Source organism: Microbacterium sp. STN6 (assembly GCF_026410545.1).
Classification (GTDB): Bacteria; Actinomycetota; Actinomycetes; order Actinomycetales; family Microbacteriaceae; genus Root112D2.
The window spans coordinates 414167-432784 of record NZ_JAPMIT010000003.1; the positions used below are offsets into that span (position 1 = coordinate 414167).

Genomic DNA, 18618 nt, shown 5'->3' on the forward strand with positions numbered 1-18618 from the left:
CGGTCTATATGGAATCGTTGCCATATTGGCGGACCGCCACATGCTATCTTCTGCTTCCCAGCAGTCGCTACTACTCTCGGCTGTTCGTCTGGAATCGTTACCAGAAAGGGCGCCGGCATGACGACGATCGATCTGACCGGCGACGGGTGGAGCGTGCGGGAGGCGCTCGGCGAGACCTGGCGCTGGTACGTGGGAGCGCCGTTGCCGGAGGCCGGGAATAACGTTGCGGAGGCGTCGGCTGCGGCATCCGTGGCCCCGGGCTGGTGGCCGGCGCGCGTGCCGGGAGCGGTCATTGCCGACCTGCATCGGGCGGGCCAGGTGCCCGACCCGTATGTCGGCATGAACAGCCGCGCGTCTGAGTGGGTGGCCGAGCGCAGCTGGGTCTACCGGCGGGCAGTCGAGGTGCCCGAACACGGGGATGCGGCGGTTGTGCTCGAGCTCGATGGCGTCGACCCCGGCGCGATCGTGTTCTGGGACGGGGCGGAGGTTGGCCGGGTCGAGGGTCTGTACCGGGCCGGGCGCATTGTGCTCGGGGGTACGGATGCCGGTGCCGCCGCGGGTGCGGCTGCCGGTGCCGCCGCGCCCGGCCGCCACGTGCTCGCCCTCGTCGTGCAGCCGGCCCCCGAGTCCGAGCCGCAGGTCGGCCGCACCGAGCGGGTCCGCGTGCACGCGCCGCGCATGGGCTACGGCTGGGACTTCTGCCCGCGGCTGCGCCATCAGGGCATCTGGAAGGGCGTGCGGCTCGTGATCGGTGCGGTGCAGCTGAGCGGCCTGGTCGTGCGCAGCCGCCTCGAGGAGCCTCGCGGGAGAGCAAACGGCCTCGCGGGACCCGTCGTTTCGGGTCCTGCGAGCAAAGATGGGGTCCCGAGAGCGGATGCCGCTGCCGGCCGCATCGACGTTGAGCTCACCGTGCACGCGGCCGCTGCAGTGCACCTGCGCGTCGAGGTGAGCCGAGACGGCACCGTCATCGCCGCCGAGCAGGTGCGGGCGGAGCCAGGCCCCGCGCACGCGAGCCTCGTCGTGCCGCACCCCGCGCTGTGGTGGCCGAACGGGTTCGGCCCGCAGGCGATGTATGAGGTGCGCGTGTGGGCGGAGGAGGGCGGGAGCGAGCACGCGGCGGGAGTTGCGAGACGCGCTTCGCGCTCCGGGGCCCGCGGGAGCGAGCGTGGGGCGGGGGCTGCGAGACGCGCTTCGCGCTCCGGGGCCCGCACGGCACGCGTCGGGTTTCGCCGCATCGAGTGGCGGCACGCCGACGACGCGCCGGCGGGAGCGTTGCCGTACACCGCTGTCGTCAACGGGGTGACCGTGCCGCTGCTGGGCTGGAACTGGGCGCCCGCCGACGCGCTGTATGGGGAGATCGAGGCGGGGCGCATCCGTCATCTGGTGGCGATGGCGGCAGACAGCGGAGCCTGCCTGCTGCGCGTCTGGGGCGGCGGGCTCGTCGAGACCGACGACTTCTACGACGCCTGCGACGAGGCGGGGCTGCTCGTGTGGCAGGAATTCAGCCAGTCCTCCTCGGGTATGCAGAGCGCGCCGGCCACCGACGACGCGTTCGTGCGCATGATGGTGAGCGAGGCCGAGGCGATCATCCCGACGCGCGTGCATCACCCGAGCCTCGCGCTGTGGGGCGGCGGCAACGAGCTCGACGAGGGCGGCGTGCCGCTCGACGACGGGCGCTCGCCGGTGCTGGCCGCGCTGCACGACGCCGTGCGCCGGCTCGACCCGGAGCGCGCCTGGCTGCCCACCTCGCCGACCGGGCCCGAGTTCCACAACCGGCTGGACCGCATCCGCGCGAACCCCCTCGGCCAGCACGACGTGCACGGCCCGTGGGAGCACCAGGGCCTCACGGCGCACTACACGCTCTACAACGCCGGCACCTCGCTCGCGCACACCGAGTTCGGGGTCGAGGGCATGACGAACCGCCGCTCGCTCGACGCCCTTATCGCGCCCGAGCAGCAGTGGCCCGCCGACCGCAGCAACCCGCTCTACCGGCACCTGGGCGAGTGGTGGAACAACGCCGAGCTCGTGCGGGCGTCGTTCGGCGGCCGTGTCGATTGCCTCGAGCGGATGCTGCGGGCCAGCCAGTTCCTGCAGCAGACCGGGCTCCAATACGCCGTGGAGGCCGACCGCCGCCGCTCCCCGCGCTGCAGCATGGTGCTGCCGTGGCAGCTGCACGAGAGCTACCCGAACGCGTGGTGCACGAGCGCCATCGACTACCGCGGCGAGGCGAAGCCGGCGTTCCACGGGGTGCGCCGGGCGTTCGCGCCGCAGCGGGTGACGGTGCGGGTCGAGCGCGCGGCATGGGGCGGGCTGCCACCGCACGCCGAGGCGTGGGTGTGGTCAGAGCAGCGGATGCCGCGTGGCTCGACAGTGACGCTGCGGGCCCTCTCGCTGGGCGGCACCGTGCTCGGTGAAACCCACGCCGTCGTCGACGAGGAGGTTTCGTGGCCAGTCCCGGCGGCACGCCTCGCGGTGCAGCCCCCGGCGGTGGCGCGGCCCGATGTTGCGCGCCCCACGCCGCCACCCCCGCCGAATCGGGCCAAAGTGCTGGTCTCAGGCGATGCGACCGACGAATCGGCCCGACTCGATGACGGGGCGCGGCTCGATGACGGGGCGCGGCTCGATGACGGGGCGCGGCTCGATGACGGGGCGCGGCTCGGTCACGGTGCGCGACTCGGTCACGAGAGCACTCTCTTCCTCTGGGAGGCCGAGTGGCGCTCCCCCACGGGCACCCTCATCGACCGCGAACTCACGCTCGCCACGCACGGCAATGACCTGGGCGACCTGTTCGACCTCGAACCGGCGCAGGTCGAGGTGGAGGTGGAGGCTGAGGCCGACGCTGAGGCTGAGGCTGAGGCAGACGCTGAGGCTAAGGCCGAGGCTGTGGCGGGCCGCTCGCACGACGCGGGCCGCTCGCACGACGCGGGCCGCTCGCACGACGGCGAGCGGGCGGCGCTGGTGCGCATCCGTCATGTCGCGGGGCCGGCAATCGTGGGGCTCGGGCTGCACGACGCGCGACCGGCCGACGCTGGGGGGTGGCTCGTCGCCGAGGGCGACCCGCGGCCGCTCCTGCCCGGCGAGGAGCGCACGCTCGCCGTTCGCGCGAGCGCCGAGGTGGTCGCCGCGCGCCTGACGCTCGACGGGTTCAACCTGAGCGCGGTGGCGGTGGCGGTGGAGCTGGGGGTGGACGCAGGCGTGGGCGAGGACGTGGGCCAGGGCAAGGCCCTGGGCCCAGGCGAGGACCCGGTCTCAGGCCTGCGCTAATTCAGGAGGAATCGCGCGGCGCGCCGCTGGGAGGCGAGGTTGGGCGGCGTGTCGGCCGATTCCTCCTGATGAGGTGCAGGGGCGGCGAGCCGAGGGATCTCGATACGCGCTTTGCGCTACTCGACCGGCTAGTCGACGAGGGCGGGGGCGGGCGCCCGCACCGCGTCGGGGGCGAGCAGGAGCGAGACGGCGGCATCCGTCAGCGCACGCGCGGCGGGCGTGACCAGCCACGGCGCGAACCCGTCCGCCCCGAGGAAGAACGCGATGCGGGGCGCCGGCGCCGGCGAACCCGACACCAGCCGGGCACCCGTGTCGTAGTACGCGATCGCCGGCTTGCCCTCGTCGAGTGTGCGCTTGCCCTCGTCGGGCACGCGCGCCACGACGACCGCATCCTGCCCCGGCTGACCCCACGTCACCTTGCTCGGCCCGCGGTACACGTCCACGCGCCCGTCGAGCCCGGCCGCAAGCGGGTGCGACGCATCCACGATGTCGATCGCCTCGACCTGCAACGGCACCTGCGACTGCGACGCGAGGCCCAGCGCGACCAGGTGCCCCCAGGCAAGCAGCGGCACAGCAGCGGATGCCGCGGCGACCGCCGCCTGCTCGCTGGCACCCCGCGTCACGATCACCAGGTCCGGTGAGCCGCTCAGCTCGGTCGCGAGCGTCACCTCGTGGCCCGTCGCGGTCAGATGCTCGGCGAGCTCGCGGTCGCCCGGCGCCGGGTTCGGCCCGGTCAGCACCGTGACGGCGGCGATCGCCTCGGCCCCGATCACCTCGTCGCCGCCCGCCGAGGCGAGAACGGCCACCACGAAGTCGAACGCGGTCGAACGCAGCACGTTGGCATAGTGCGCCTCGGCCGCCCGCCACTTCTCGCGCAGCAGCTCCCGCTCGTCGGCCAGCTCGGCGTCGCCGAGCTCATCCCGACGCACGAGCCGCAGCAGTGCGCACGCGCGAACGCCCGCGGCCGCCACATCCCGCGCGGCCCGAAGCCACGGCGCGAGGCCATCGCGCAGGGGCGCGGGCGCGGCATCCGCGTTCGCCGCCGACAACGCGGCGAACGCGCTCTCGAGCTCGGCCAGCTCCGGCTCACCGCCGGCCAGCGCTGCCGCGATCAGCTGGGTGAATCGGGGGCTCTGCGGCGCGGATGGCGGCCAGGCGCTGCACACCGCCACGAGCGGTGCCAGCGCGTGGGCCGCGGGGCCGGCGACCGTGGTGAGCGCGCGGGCGGCCGCGGCATCCGCATCGTAGGAGGCGGGGTCGGCCGCCCACTCGGCGATCGACGCGAGCGCGAAGTACGACGGGGCGGACTCGACCATGGGGTTGGCGGCGATGCCGAGCAGCCGGGAGCCCGCGACGTCGCGGGTGCGGCCGGTCAGCGGCCCGAGGAACAGCCGGGAGCGGTCGAAGTCATTGACGGGAAAGTTGTCCCAGAGCAGCAGGTCGCGCCCGTAGCTGGCGGCCGCGTCGTCGATGTCCTCGCGCGTGATCTCGCCGACCACGATGTCGGGCCCGGTCCAGAACACGAGCGCGTCGGCCGGCAACGACCGGGCGAGCGCATCGCGGTACGCCGAGGGCGCGGTGCCCGCGTAGTCGGTGGGGCACACGATGACGGGCTCGGTGATGCCGTGCGGCGTCAGGAAGTCCTCCTGAAAGCGGGCGCAGGCGTCGCCGTGGGCGAGTCCGGCACCGGCCTCGCCGTCGCCGAACCGGGCGAGATCGTCGGGGTTGACCAGGTCGGTGGGCACGTCGTCGAACAGCAGCGCGAACGAGCGCACGCCCACGCTGTAGAGCTGCTCCGCCTTGGCGGCCAGCGCCGCATGCTCGGAATCCGACGAGAACACGATCGAGAGAGCCGGCGCGATCGTGTACACGAACGTCACGCCGTGTGCCGCGGCATCCGTCACCAATTCTCCGATGGCCGCAAGCTCCTTCGCGGGGTACGGCTCGTGCCAGCGCTCGCGGTGGTACACGTCGTCCTTCGGCGCGTACACGTAGCGGTTGAGGCCCACGCGCTCGGCGAATCGGAAGAACTCCCGGCGCTCCTCGGTGCTCCACGGTGCGCCGTAGAAGCCTTCGACGAGGCCGCGCCAGTTCAGCGCTGTGGACGGTGTCTGTGCTGTGCTCATTCTTCGCTCCCATGCCATGAGTTCCACAAGGCGGCGTATTGGCCGCCGGCCGCCACGAGCTCGTCGTGACTGCCCAGTTCCTGAATCTGCCCGTCGCCGACCACGGCGATGCGGTCGGCATCGTGGGCCGTGTGCAGCCGGTGCGCGATCGCGATCACGGTGCGGCCCTCGAGCACGCGCGACATGGCCCGCTCGAGGTCGCGCGCGGCCGTCGGGTCGAGCAGCGAGGTCGCCTCGTCGAGCACGAGGGTGTGCGGGTCGAGCAGCACGAGCCGGGCCAGGGCGATCTGCTGCGCCTGCGCCGGCGTCAGCACGACGCCGCCCGAGCCGACGCCCGTGTCGAGGCCGTGCGGCATTCTGCGCACCCACTCCCACGCGTCGACGACCCGAAGCGCGCGCTCTAATTGGTAGACGGATGCGCCCGGCGCCGCCAGTCGCAGGTTCTCGCCGATCGTGCCGACGAAGACGTGGTGCTCCTGCGTGACGAGCGCGACGTGCCGGCGCAGCTCCTCGAGCGGAAGGTCGACGAGCCGCACGCCGCCGACGGTGACGGCGCCGCTGGTCGGCTCGTTGATGCCCGTGATGAGGCGCGCGAGGGTGGACTTGCCCGAGCCTGACGGCCCGACGATCGCGAGACGCTCGCCCACCGCCAGGTCGAGCGTGACGCCGTGCAGCACTTCCGTTCCGGAGCGATACGAGAAGCGCACGTCGTCGGCGAGCACGTGCTCGTCGGCGGGCTGCTCGCCGGTGGGCGTGCGGTCGGGCGGAACATCGCCGACGCCGATGATGCGCGAGAGCGCGGTCACACCGACCTGGATCTCGTCCATCCAGCGGATCAGCTCGTCGACCGGGCTCACGAGCTGCATGGCGTAGAGCGCCACCGCCGCGACCTGCCCGATGGAAGCCGTGCCGCTTGAGGCGAGCCAGGCCCCCCACGCGAGCACGGCGACCACCGGGAAGAGGAACGAGATGTCGGTCGCCGGGAACCACCACGAGCGCAGGCCCAGCGTGTAGCGCTCGGAGGCGCGGCGCTCGCCGAGCGCGGCGTCGATCTTGCGGCGCTGTGCCGACGCGAGGCTGAGGGCCTCGATCGTGCGCACGCCCTCGACAGTCTCGTTGATGATGCCGCCCAGCTGCGCGTACGACGCCAGCTGCCGCTGGTAGCCCGGCCCGGAACGGCGCAGGTACCAGCGCGTCGAGAACACCAGCAGCGGCGTGCCGATGAACATGGCCACGGCCACGGCCGGGTTCACGAGGAACGCCGCCACGATGGTCAACACGGCGGTGATCGAGGCAACGAGGATGCGGGGCACGCCGAACCGCACCGTCTGCGCGACCGACTCCACGTCGTTCGTGGTGCGCGAGAGCAGGTCTCCGGTTCCCGCCGACTCGACGGTGGAGAGCGGCAGGCGGGCCACGGTCGCCATGAACTGCGCGCGCAGTTCGGCGAACACCCATTCCCCGAGCGTCATCGACTGCTTCTGCGCGTAGCGCGTGAGCAGCGACTGGGCCGTGATGGCCGCGAGCAGCACGAGCGCGATCACGTTGATGGCCGTCATGCTGAGGCCGCCGGTCGTGACGCCGTCGATGACGATGCCGATGAGCCAGGGGCCGGCGAGCCCGCCCACGGCGGCGAGGCCGTGCAGTACGAGCACGAGTGCGAGGCCACCGCGATGCTCGCGGATTAGCCGGGCCGCGGTCGTGCGAACGGTGCGCGTGCTAGCGATCGGAAGCAGCATTGTCGCCTCCCTTCCGCGCGCCCTTGCGCTTCTTCTTGCCTGATTTGCCTGACTTGCCTGCCTTCTTGCCCTTACTCTCGGCAGGCGCGGGCGTCTGGATCGCAATCGGATGCGTCCTCGACCAGAGCGCGTCGATGGAGCCCGTCCACGCGGCGTCGAGGTCGGCGCCCTCGCGCGGCTCGGCGGGGTTGATGGTGCGCGAGACGACCGATCGATAGAACCGGCCGACCTCGTCATCTCGGTGCAGCAGCTCGTCGTGCCTGCCCTCGCCGATCACGTGGCCCTCACGCATGACCGCGACCCGGTCGACGGTCTCGAGCATGAGCGGGCTCGCCGAGACGACGACGGTGGTGCGGCCGCTGCGCGCCTCATGCAGGCGGTGGGCGATGAGCGCCTCGGTGTGCGAGTCGACCGCGCTCGTCGGCTCGATGAGCACGAGGATCTCGGCCTCCGTGAGCAGGGCGCGGGCGAGGCCAAGACGCTGTCGCTGCCCGCCGGAGAACGAGCGGCCGCGCTCGGGCACCGTCTCGTTCACGCCGTCGGGCAGTGCCTCGACTGTCTCCATGGCGGCGGCCGTCTCGAGCGCGGCCGAGACGCGGCGCATGCGGCCCGTGTTCGTGAAGTCGAGCTCGGGGTCGCGGATCGGCAGAATGTCGAGGCCCTCAAGCAGGCTGCCGCCGAACAGGTGCGGGCTCTGGTCGTTCACCACGATGCGCCGGCGCACCTCGTCGACCGGCACGGCCGTGTGGTCGATGCCGCCCCACAGCACCGGCGACTCGCGCAGCACGGCGTCATCGAAGCGGCCGAGGCGCGTGGCAACGGCCGCCGCGTCGTCCGGGTCGGGGTCGACGATGGCCGTCATGACCCCGGGTTCCACCGTGAGGCCGGATGCCACATCGACCAGCGTGGATCCGACGGGCGGCGGGGCCTCGGTCACCGGGCGGTCCTGCGCCGCGGGCCTGGTGCGAAGCACGGCGAGCACGCGCTCGGCTGCGACCAGCCCGCGGGTGAGGGTCTGCGCCGCCTCGACGCCGGTGCGCAGTGGCAGCACGAGGAACGTCGCGTACCCGTAGAACGCCGCGAGCTCGCCGGGGGTGATGGAGCCGGCGACCGCAAGGCGGGCGCCGTACCAGACGATGAAGACCAGGAAGATGCCGGGAAGGAACAGTTGCAGCCCGCTCATCCACGACTGGGTGCGCGCCACCTCGATGCCGGCCGTTCGCACGTTCTGCGACTGTTTCGCGTAGCGCTCGACGAATTCGTCTTCGCCGCCGATGCCGCGCAGAATGCGCAGGCCGACCACGGTGTCCGCGCCGAGCGTGGTGAGAAGCCCCGACTGCTTGCGCCACTCGGCCTGCCTGCGCTGCAGCGGCTTGATGAGCAGCGCCAGCACGCCGGCGACCGCGGGCACGCCGATCGCCACGACGAGGCCGAGCGGCAGCGACGAGCTGATCATGATGATCGCGACCACGATGTAGGCGACCACGCCGCCCGCGAGCCGCGCCGTCACGTCAAACATCTCGCCGAGGCGCAGCGCGTCGCTCGACACGGTCGCGACGATCTCACCCGTCGCGGTCGTCGCCGTGATCGCGGGCCCGGTCTCCGCCGAGTGGTGGCCGATGAGGCGTGAGATGCCGAGCGAGGAGCGGAGCCAGTTGCTCACGGCCATCCGGTGTCGCATCATGCCGGATGCCGCCTGCACCAGCGCGATCGCCACGAGCGCCGCGCACCAGAGAGCGAGGGGCCCGGCCCCGCCGCCGATGCCCTCGTCGATGGCGCGCCCGAGCAGGTAGGGCCAGACGGCCTGGCACAGCATCCAGATGACGCCGAACGCGACGCCGCCGGCGAGCGTGCGCGGCTGCCGCGAGGCCTGCCAGAGCAGGAACCGCGGGATCGAGTTCACGGGCGGCGCGTCGTGCCGCCGGGCAGGGGGAGGGTGGTGCGCATCGGTGTGAGCGCGGGACACGTCGGTCTCCTTGTGTCGTTTCGGGTGAAGAGAGCGGGAGGAATCAGGGCTGCGGAAGCGCGACGACGGCGTCGGCCGCGCCGGTCTCGGCCACGATCACGTGCAGGCCCGCGCCACGAAGCAGTGCGAGGTCGTGCGGCTCGGCGCGGTCGTCGGTGACGAGAACGTCGACGAGGTCGAGGGCACCGAAGCGGATGGGCGCGCGAGCGCCCAGCTTGCTCGCGTCGGCCAGCAGAATGCACATGCGGGCCGATGCCGCCATGGCCTGCTTCACCTCGGCGTCGAGCGTGTTCGCGCACAGCAGGCCAGAGCGGTCGAGGGCGGTCGCCGAGAGCACGGCGATGTCGAGCGAGAGCGCCTCGAGGCTGTGCCGGGCGAGGCTGCCGGCGAAGCTGCGCGTCGTGGGCTGGTATTCGCCGCCGACGGCCACCAGGTCGACGTCGTCGCGCTGAGTGCACGCGGAGATGACGGGGGCCGAGTGCGTGACGACGCGCGTGCCGGGCGCGAGCAGGCGGGCGAGCGGCGCCACGGTCGTGCCGGCGTCGAGGCCCACCGTGACGGCGCCGTCGAGCAGCGGCAGGCAGGCGGCGGCAATGAGGCGCTTCTCGACGCCGCCCGACCGATCGCGCTCCTCGAACGGAACGCCCACGCCATCGGCGCCCGGAAGGCTGGCGCCGCCAGGCACGCGCCTGGCGAGCCCCTCGGTGGCGAGCTGACGCAGATCGCGGCGGATCGTCATCTCGGAGACCTCGAACTCGGCGGCCAGGCCCGCGGACGACACGTAGCCCTCGGCGCCCAGACGGCGTAGAAGCTCGTCTCGGCGGGCGGGTGCCTCCGTGTAACGCACGTGTCAATCCAATCTCCTGCGCCGAACGTTTGTCAAGAAACGCACAATCTTGACTTGAATGTTCAGAAGCGAACAAACTAGAGGGGTGATCTCGGCCCTCGGCATCGACATCGGAACCTCGAACACCAAGGTGACGGTGCTCGAGCTCGACGACGACCCCGCGTCGCGCCTCCCCGTGCGCGAGCGCTCCACGCACGCCCTGCCCACACCAGCGGATGCCGGTGAGCTGGTCTCGGTCGTCATGACCCTCGTCTCCGCGGCCGCATCCCGCGCCGCCTCGCCCGTGGCCGCCGTGGGCATCGCCTCCATGGCCGAGACGGGCGCCCTACTAGAGCCCGACGGCACGCCGGTCGGCCCGCTGCTGCGCTGGAACCGGGTCGGCGGCGCGAAGGGTGCGCAGGCGCTCGCCCGCGAGCTCGGCGCCGAGGCGCTCTACGAGGCGACCGGGGTGCCGGTCGTGCAGAAGGCACCTCTGGCCATGTGGCGCGGGCTCGCCGCAAGCGGCGACGCCCGGTGGCATGCGCGTGCGCGCTGGGCCGGCATGTGCGACCTCGTCGGGCTCGTGCTGACCGGGCGGCTCGCCACGGATCACACGCTGGCCGCCCGCACGATGGCCTACCGGCTGCCCGGCGGGGGGCATCCGCTCGCCTCGGGTTTCGACGTCGACCTGCTCGCGGCCGTCGGCGTGAGCCACGAGCAGCTTCCCGAGATTCTCGCGCCGGGCGAGCCGCTGGGCGTCGTCACCGCGGGGGCCGCCGCCGCGACTGGGCTGCCGGCGGGCGTTCCCGTGACGATCGCCGGGCACGACCACGCGGTCGGCGCCTGGGCGGCGGGGGTGCGCGTGCCGGGCGGCGTGGCGAACTCGGTGGGAACGGCGGAGGCGCTCATCCGCGTGCTGGGGCAGCCTGCACACCGCGGCGAGGCACGCGCGGCCGGCATGAGTCTCGCCCGCGCCGTCGACGGCGAGCACGAGACGCTGCTCGCGGGCAATCCCATGGCGGGTGCGCTCGTCGACTGGCTGTTCGAGACGCGGATGCCGGGGGTGAGCCGCGACGACGCGCTGCGCTCGGCCGACCGCCTGCCGTCGGAGCCCGGCGAACGGCTCGTGCTGCCTTACCCGCGGGGCCGGCAGTCGCCCCGGCCCGACCCCGAGGCGCGCTTCGCCGTCGTCGGCCGCGACGGCGCTGAGGCACCCGAGCCAGAGGATGCGGGTGAATTCGTGCGCCTGACCGTCGAGGCGCTCGCGCTGCAGCTGCGCTGGATGGATGCCGCGCAGAGCGCCGTCGCCAGTGCCGAGCGCGGCGAGCACATCGTGAGCCTCGGCGGCCCAGGCGGCACGAACGCCGCCTGGTGGAAGGCCAAGACCGCGCTGCTGCCCGCCGCGCTTGCCCGCGTGACCGTGAGCGAGCCGGTCGCGTCGGGGGCCGCTCTGCTCGCCGCCGTGCGCGCGGGGCTGTGCGAGGCGGCGGCGCAGCTGCCGCTCATCCGCCAGCAGCAGTACACGAACCCCGCGTATGACAACGCGTACACCGACTTCGTCGCCGCCGCGACGGCGCAGACCGAGCGCAGCCGACAGGCGCAGACACAAGGAGAGAAATGACACCCGAAACACCCACCCTCGACGCGATCGCCCGCGAGTCCGGCGCCCTGGCCATGGTCGCAATGGACCAGCGCGAGAGCCTTCGGGCCATGTACGACGCCGCGGGCGCCGGCAGGCCCGCCGACGAGGTGCTCACGCGCTTCAAGCTCGACGTCGCCGAGCTGCTCGGCCCGCTCGCCTCGGGCTTCCTCATCGACCGGCACTACGGCTTCGAGCGCGTGCGCGACGCGGGCCTCACGCCGCCGTCGACGGGCCTCATTCTCGCCGCCGACGCGCTCACGCAGGCCGACGGGGGGCCGGTCGAGGAGACCGACCTCGACGAGGTCGTTGCCGCCGAGGGGTTCGACCTCGCCGGTGTCGCCGCCATCAAGCTGCTCGTCATCTGGCGCCGCGACGAGAAGCGCCAGCAGCGCGTGGAACTCACCAAGGCGTTCATCGACCTCGCGCGCCAGCGCGGCGTTCTGAGCGTGCTCGAGCCCGTCGTGCGCGCGACCGAGCGTGAACTCGCCGACGGCAGCTGGAATCAGGATGCGGCCGTGCGCGAGGCGGCCCGCGAGCTGTCGCCGCTGGGCGCGAGCCTGTACAAGACGCAGGTGCCGCTCTCGGGCACCGGCACGCCGGGGCAGCAGTACGCCGCGAGCCTTGAGCTGAACAAGGCCATCACCGGGCCGTGGGTCGTGCTGTCGCAGGGCGTCGATCGCAACGCCTTCCTGCCCGCCGTCGAGGCCGCGTGCCGGGCCGGCGCGAGCGGGTTCCTGGCGGGACGCGCGCTCTGGAGCGACGTGGTCGGCAGCGAGGATGTGCGCAGCCGCCTGGCCGAGATCTCGGTTCCGCGCCTGCAGCGGCTTGCCGAGGTCGTCGACCGCGAGGCGCGACCGTGGGGCGACGCATGAGCGCGCGCATCCGCGTCGGCCTGCTGCACACCGTGCCGTCCCTCGCGGGCGTGTTCCACGCCGACCTCGCCACGCTCGACCCGAACCTCGAACCGGTGCACCTCGCCGACGCGTGGCTGCTCGAGACCGCGATCGAGACCGGCGTGACCGACGCGGTGCGCGCCCAGGTCACGCGGGACCTGCGCCTTCTCGCGGATGCCGGCTGCCGCGCCATTCTCGTCACGTGCTCCTCGATCGGCGACGCTGTGGACGAGGCCGCTGCCGCAATCCCGGTGCCGGTGCTGCGCGTCGACCGCCCGATGGCGCGCGAGGCCGTGCGCCTTGCCCAGTCGCGGGTTGAGGAGCGGCCGCAGGCCGCGTCTCGAAACCCAGCCGAGGTACGGGGTTTCGAGACGAACGCTTCGCGTTCTCCTCAACCCGCAGTGCGCGGGGGTTTCGAGACGAACGCTTCGCGTTCTCCTCAACCCGTAAACGCTCCTCAAGCGGCTTCGATCGTGGTGCTTGCCACGCTCGACGCGACGCTCGGCCCGACCGGCCGGCTCATCGCCGCCGAGGTCGCCGCGGCCGGTGCCGACGTGAGCGTCGACGCGCACGTGGTCGCCGGCGCCATCGCCGCCCGCGACGCCGGCCGGCCCGAGGAGCACGACCGGCTCATCCGCGAGGCGGTCACCGACGCGGCTGCGAACGCCGACGTCATCGTGCTCGCCCAGGCCTCCATGGCGCGCGCCGTCGGCGACGCCGACCTCGGCGTTCCCGTGCTCACGTCGCCAGCGGGCGGCATGCGGGCCTTGCTCGAGGTCGCGCACGCGACATCCGTCGGCGAGGCCGCATCCGGCAGCGAGGCAGGGTCGTGAGCACGCGCGGCGTCGAGCTCCTCACCTACGCCAATCGCCTCGGCGGCGACTTGGCGGCCCTGCGCGATCTGCTGGACGGTCCGCTTCGGCTGTTCGACGGCGTGCACATTCTGCCGTTCTTCGTACCGTTCGACGGCGCCGACGCGGGCTTCGACCCCGTCGACCACGGCACGGTCGACCCCCGCCTCGGCGACTGGGGTGACGTGCGGGCGCTCGCCGCAGACCGCGAGGTGACGGCCGACCTCATCGTCAACCACGTCTCGGCGTCGAGCGCCGAGTTCGTCGACTGGCTGGCGCGCGGCGATGACTCCGCGTTCGACGGCATGTTCCTCACGTTCGACACGGTGTTCCCCGATGGCGCATCCGAGGCGCAGATCACGGCGTTCTATCGCCCGCGTCCGGGCCTGCCGTTCACGGCCTACCAGGCCGCCGACGGCTCCCGGCACCTCGTCTGGACCACGTTCATGCCGAGCCAGGTCGACCTCGACGTGGCGGATCCCGCTGCGCAGGCGTACTTGCGGCGCATCCTGCGCACTCTCGCCGACGGGGGCGTGACGACGGTGCGGCTCGATGCCATCGGTTACGCCGTCAAGACGGCGGGCAGCGACAGCTTCATGACCGAGGCGACCCTGGCCTTCGTGCGCGAGATCGCGGCGATGGCGCACGACGAGGGCCTGCGCGTGCTCGTCGAGGTGCACGCCCACTACAGCCAGCAGCTCGCGATCGCCCCGCTCGTCGACCTCGTCTACGACTTCGCGCTGCCGCCCCTGCTGCTGCACGCGCTCTACACCGGCGACACGGCGCCGCTGGAGCGCTGGCTCGAGATCCGGCCCGCGAACGCCGTCACAGTGCTCGACACGCACGACGGCATCGGCGTGATCGACGCCGGGCCCTCGGGCGAGAAGCCCGGGCTGCTCACGAGTGAGCAGATGGCGGCGATCTTCGACCGCGCGGCAGCCGCCACCGCCGGGCACTCCGCGCTCGCCTCCGTCGTGCCCGCGTGGGCCGCCATGCCGCACCAGATCAACGCCACGTTCTTCAGCGTGCTCGGCGGCGAGACGACCGCATACCTGCTGCTGAGAGCCGTGCAGCTGTGGCTGCCCGGCCATCCGCAGATCTACTACGTGGGGCTGCTCGCCGGTCTCGACGACACCGAGCTGTTCGCCCGCACGGGAATGGGCCGCGACGTCAACCGGCACGTGTACTCGAGCGACGAGGCGAAGGCCGCCCTCCAGGCGCCCGCGGCTCGTGCGCTGCTCGGCCTGATCGGCATTCGCGCGCGCCACGCGGCATTCGACGGCGAATTCCGGTACCGTGTGCTGGCTGCGGGCCGCATCGAGTTCACGTGGTCGGCGGCCGACGCCCTCGCACGCCTCGAGGCCTCGTTCGGCGACACACCCGAATTCCGCATCGAGCTGCGCGACGGCGACACCGTTCGGGTCATCGGCTCCCCCACCGACCTTGAGGATCTATGAGAGTCACCATTCCTCCCCCCGTCGTCACGAGCGACGAGGCCGAATTCGTCATCGGCGCCATCGACTACACCCTGGTCGTGCAGCGCGACCGACCGCGGGCGCTTCTGTTCACTCCCGACGGCTACATGTGGTCAGAGCTGAGCCTTGTGGCGAACGTCGACCGCATCGACGCGCCAGATGAGTCAACCGCGCCGCAGGCCGTCGAGGTGTTCGAGAAGAGCGACCACGTGCAGGTCGTCTTCAGCTCGGCCTCGAGCGCCTGGCAGTCGCGCACCGTCACGCTCGTGTGCACCCGGCACGAGGTTCGCGCCTCGGTCGTCGTCACGGGCCGCGGCCGCATCGGCGACGTCACCCTGCTCGGCGGTCGGGCCGTGCTGCCCTCGGGCGCGGCCGGGCAGTTCCGCTCGGGCATCGGCTTCGCCTCGCTCTTCGTGCCGACCCCCACCAACCCGGTGAGTGTCGTGCGGCCCTCGGCCGTGCCCGCGCAGATCGGCGTGGTCGGCGACGCGGAGCCCGGCCGCCTGCACGGCATCTTCTCGCCCCCGCCACTGTGCTTCGCGTTCGGCAGGCACGCGGTCGCCGACCCCACGAGCATGCCTGCCGGCGAATGGCTCGGCGCCGGCATCGTCGGCCCCGTGCAGCAGCTCGGCTTCACGACCGCGCGCTACGACGCCCTCGACGGCGGGTTCCTGCTACGCCTCGCCTACGAGGGCCACACCGAGGTGACCGGCGCCTGGCGCTCGCCCGAGGTGGTGCTGAAGCCGGCCGGCTCGCCCCTCGAGGCGATCGAGCACTACCGTAACGACCTTCAGGCCAGCGGATGGGTGCCCCAACCCAAGCCGGTTGCCCCCTGGGCGCACGAGCCTCTCTTCTGCGGTTGGGGCGCGCAATGCGCGCACGCCGCCATGCTCACGCGCACGGGCCACGCCGTCGACGCCGAGGAGGCGGAGCACGGGTTCGTCATGCCCGCAGGCGCGGGCGGCGCGCCGGACCTCGCCCGGCAGGAGCTCTACGACCGCTGGCTCGCCCGGCTCGACGCGCACGAGCTGCGCCCCGGCACCATCGTGATCGACGACCGCTGGCAGGCCGAGTACGGCACGAACACCGTCGACACCGAGAAGTGGCCCGACCTGAAGGGCTGGATCGCCCAGAAGCACGCGGCCGGCCAGAAGGTGCTGCTCTGGTTCAAGGCGTGGGATCCCGCCGGGCTTCCGCCCGAGCTGTGCGTGCGCGACGCGGCCGGTACTCCCGTCTCGGTCGACCCGAGCAACCCCGGCTACCTCAGCGCGCTGCGCGACCAGGTGGCCTTCATGCTCTCGCCTCACGGCCTCGACGCCGACGGTTTCAAGCTCGACTTCACGCAGCGCGCGCCCTCGGGCGCGTCTCTTCTCGCCCACGGTGACGGCCACGCGGAATCGAACGGCGTGTGGGGCCTCGCGGGGCTGTATGCGCTGGTGGCCGCCATCCACGAGGCTGCCACGGCGGCGAAGCCCGACTCGGTCGTCGTGACCCACACGGTGCACCCGTCGTTCGGCGGTGTCGCCGACATGATCCGCCTGAACGACGTGCTCGAGTTCGACGCCACCGGCGCGCGGGTCTCGGTGGTCGAGCAGTTGCGCTTCCGGCACGCGGTGGCGGCGGCGGCGATGCCCGAGCATCCGATCGACACAGACCAGTGGCCCATGCCCGACCGCGACCAGTGGCTCGCGTACGCCAAGGCGCAGACGGCGCTCGGCGTGCCGGCCCTTTACTACGTCGACTCGATCGACAACAGTGGTGAGAGCATCACCGACGACGACCTCGCGTCGATCGCAGCCGGATGGCGCGACTACCGCGCCGGCCTCGCTGCCGCGGGCGCTGTGACACCGAAGGGCGACTGACACGGCCGTGAGCACGATCGACGAGGTGGCGGCGGGCGTCTGGCGCGTGCGCGACACGTGCAATGTGTACGTGATCGCGGGCGAAGGCGGCGCCGACACCGACGCCGACGCCGGCACCGACCTCGCCGGCCGTCGCGGCATCGCCATCGACTTCGGCTCCGGCGCCGTGCTCGACCACCTCGACGAGCTCGGGCTCGACGGCCTCGACGCGGTGCTGATGACCCACCACCACCGCGACCAGGGGCAGGGGCTCGCCCGCGCGGTGGCCGCCGGCATCCCCATCATCGTGCCGCCCGTCGAGCAGGATCTCTTCGCCCGGGTCGACGAGATGTGGCACGCGCGCACCCTCTACAACGACTACAACCTGCGCCAGGATCGCTTCTCGCTGCTCGAGCCGGTGCCGGTTTCGGGCCTCGCGCCGGAGTATCGCACGCACGCGTTCGGCGACATCCGGGTGGCGACCATTCCCACGCCGGGCCACACCATGGGCTCGGTCACGTACCTCGTCGACCGCGCCGACGGCCGCCTCGCCTTCAGTGGCGACCTCATCTACGCGCCGGGCAAGGTGGTCTCGCTCGCGGCCACGCAGTGGTCGTACACCGAGAACGAGGGCCCGGCCATGGTCGTGCTGAGCGCCTACCTGCTGCGCGCCGAACGGCCCGACGTGCTGCTGCCCTCGCACGGCGAGCCCATGAGGCGGCCCGAGAGCGCGCTCACGCAGCTGGCCGAGAACATGCAGCAGTACGTCGACTCGCGCCGCACCGAACCCTGGGATCTCTGGGACCGCCTGCAGAAGCCCTTCGTGCGCATCACCGAGCACCTGCTGCTCAACCGCTCGGCCAACGCCTGCAGCTACGTGCTGCTGTCGGGCGACGGGCACGCGCTGTTCATCGACTACGGCTACGACATGACCACCGGATGGCCCGCCGGCACCGATCGTGCCGGCCGGCGTCCGTGGCTGGCCTCGCTGCCCGCGCTGAAGCGCGATTTCGGGGTCACCGCCGTTGACGTCGTGCTCGGCACCCACTACCACGACGATCACGTGGCCGGCATGAACCTGCTGCGCGAGGTGGAGGGCACCGAGGTGTGGCTGCCCGAGAACGTGGCGCCCATCATGGCCGACCCCATGCGCACCGACCTGCCGTGCCAGTGGTTCGATGCGATCGCGGCCGACCGCGTGCTGCCGCTCGGCGGCACGGTGGATTGGCGTGGCTACGAGATCACCACGCACGACCTGCCGGGCCACACGCTGTATGCGGTGGGCTTCGAGTTCGAGGTGGACGGCATCAGGGTGCTGGCGACCGGGGACCAGCAGGCGGGCGTGGGCGAGCCGGGCATCCGTCGTGAAATTCTGAACTACCAGTATCGAAACCGGTACCGGCGCGGGGACTTCCAGGAGAGTGCCGAGCTGTACACGCGCATCGCGCCTGGCCTCATGGTGACGGGCCACTGGGGCGGGCGTTGGGTCGACGACGCGTACCTGCACATGCTTGCCGAGGAGGGCGACGAGAACGCCGCGCTGCACGAGGCGCTGCTGCCGAGTGGAGGGCCGGTTGATGGCGCCGCGGGGTGGAGCGGTGCCGGCGCGGTGGATTCGGCCGATGGCGTTGCGGCCGATGGCGCGCTCGACGGCTTCGAGCCGCCGGCCGACGGCAACCTGGCGCTGATCGAACCCTTCTACTCGCGTTTCTCGGCAGGCGAGACGGTGCGCTACGAGGTCGTCGTGATGAACCCGTTCCCCCTCGAAGCGGATGCGCAGGTCTCTCTCGTGCTGCCAGCCGGCTGGGGCGTTGTCGACCGCGAGCTCCGCCTCCGCATCCCCGCCGGCGCGTCGGCGCGGGCCGCGTTCGACGTGACCCTCCCGGCCATCCGCGCCAAGCGCCAGCGCCTGGCCGCGGACATCACCGTCGCCGGCCACCGCTTCGGCCAGCAGGCCGACGCCGTCGCCGACGTGCTCTGACGCGCGGCCCGCCT

The 18618-nt window shown here is 72.4% G+C and carries 11 protein-coding genes; 7 read left to right on the forward strand and 4 right to left on the reverse strand.

Going from position 1 to position 18618, the window contains the following annotated elements; translation table 11 throughout:
• The first annotated feature begins 117 nt into the window (after positions 1 to 117).
• The gene (locus OSC27_RS11130; protein WP_267181520.1) at positions 118 to 3264 is read left to right on the forward strand and encodes a glycosyl hydrolase 2 galactose-binding domain-containing protein; all 3147 of its coding nucleotides are present in this window, start codon (positions 118 to 120) and stop codon (positions 3262 to 3264) included.
• Positions 3265 to 3392: 128 nt separating this feature from the next.
• On the opposite strand, the gene OSC27_RS11135 is transcribed toward OSC27_RS11130, so the two are convergent.
• From OSC27_RS11135 to OSC27_RS11150, 4 genes are read right to left on the reverse strand one after another with little or no spacing between them, the layout of a single operon-like run.
• Positions 3393 to 5390 carry a protein O-GlcNAcase gene (locus tag OSC27_RS11135; protein ID WP_267181521.1) on the reverse strand — a complete coding sequence of 666 codons (1998 nt, stop codon included), beginning with the start codon at positions 5388 to 5390 and terminating at the stop codon, positions 3393 to 3395.
• Positions 5387 to 7129 (reverse strand): ABC transporter ATP-binding protein, encoded by a 1743-nt coding sequence (locus OSC27_RS11140; protein WP_267181522.1) that lies wholly within the window; start codon positions 7127 to 7129, stop codon positions 5387 to 5389. Before OSC27_RS11140 ends, OSC27_RS11135 begins: the two co-directional genes overlap by 4 nt.
• Positions 7110 to 9095 carry an ABC transporter ATP-binding protein gene (locus OSC27_RS11145; RefSeq protein ID WP_267181523.1) on the reverse strand — a complete coding sequence of 662 codons (1986 nt, stop codon included), beginning with the start codon at positions 9093 to 9095 and terminating at the stop codon, positions 7110 to 7112. The genes OSC27_RS11140 and OSC27_RS11145 overlap by 20 nt, the downstream gene beginning before the upstream one ends.
• A gap of 43 nt (positions 9096 to 9138) precedes the next feature.
• The gene (locus OSC27_RS11150; RefSeq protein ID WP_267181524.1) at positions 9139 to 9942 is read right to left on the reverse strand and encodes a DeoR/GlpR family DNA-binding transcription regulator; all 804 of its coding nucleotides are present in this window, start codon (positions 9940 to 9942) and stop codon (positions 9139 to 9141) included.
• Between the two features lie 85 nt (positions 9943 to 10027).
• Between OSC27_RS11150 and OSC27_RS11155 the strand changes: the two genes are divergently transcribed.
• Genes OSC27_RS11155 through OSC27_RS11180 form a run of 6 tightly spaced genes read left to right on the forward strand, consistent with a single transcriptional unit; the run spans position 10028 to position 18604 of the window.
• Positions 10028 to 11542, forward strand: coding sequence for an FGGY-family carbohydrate kinase (locus OSC27_RS11155; RefSeq protein WP_267181525.1), 1515 nt, complete (start codon positions 10028 to 10030; stop codon positions 11540 to 11542).
• Positions 11539 to 12435: a hypothetical protein gene (locus tag OSC27_RS11160; RefSeq protein ID WP_267181526.1), complete on the forward strand. Its 897-nt coding sequence runs from the start codon at positions 11539 to 11541 to the stop codon at positions 12433 to 12435. Before OSC27_RS11155 ends, OSC27_RS11160 begins: the two co-directional genes overlap by 4 nt.
• Positions 12432 to 13289: a hypothetical protein gene (locus OSC27_RS11165; RefSeq protein ID WP_267181527.1), complete on the forward strand. Its 858-nt coding sequence runs from the start codon at positions 12432 to 12434 to the stop codon at positions 13287 to 13289. The genes OSC27_RS11160 and OSC27_RS11165 overlap by 4 nt, the downstream gene beginning before the upstream one ends.
• Entirely contained in the window at positions 13286 to 14764 is a 1479-nt protein-coding gene (gene gtfA / locus OSC27_RS11170) for a sucrose phosphorylase (protein WP_267181528.1), read from the forward strand. Before OSC27_RS11165 ends, gtfA begins: the two co-directional genes overlap by 4 nt.
• The gene (locus OSC27_RS11175; RefSeq protein WP_267181529.1) at positions 14761 to 16644 is read left to right on the forward strand and encodes a hypothetical protein; all 1884 of its coding nucleotides are present in this window, start codon (positions 14761 to 14763) and stop codon (positions 16642 to 16644) included. Before gtfA ends, OSC27_RS11175 begins: the two co-directional genes overlap by 4 nt.
• Before the next feature lie 7 nt (positions 16645 to 16651).
• Positions 16652 to 18604, forward strand: a complete 1953-nt coding sequence (locus OSC27_RS11180) for an MBL fold metallo-hydrolase (protein ID WP_267181530.1) — start codon at positions 16652 to 16654, stop codon at positions 18602 to 18604.
• The last annotated feature ends 14 nt before the right edge of the window (positions 18605 to 18618 follow it).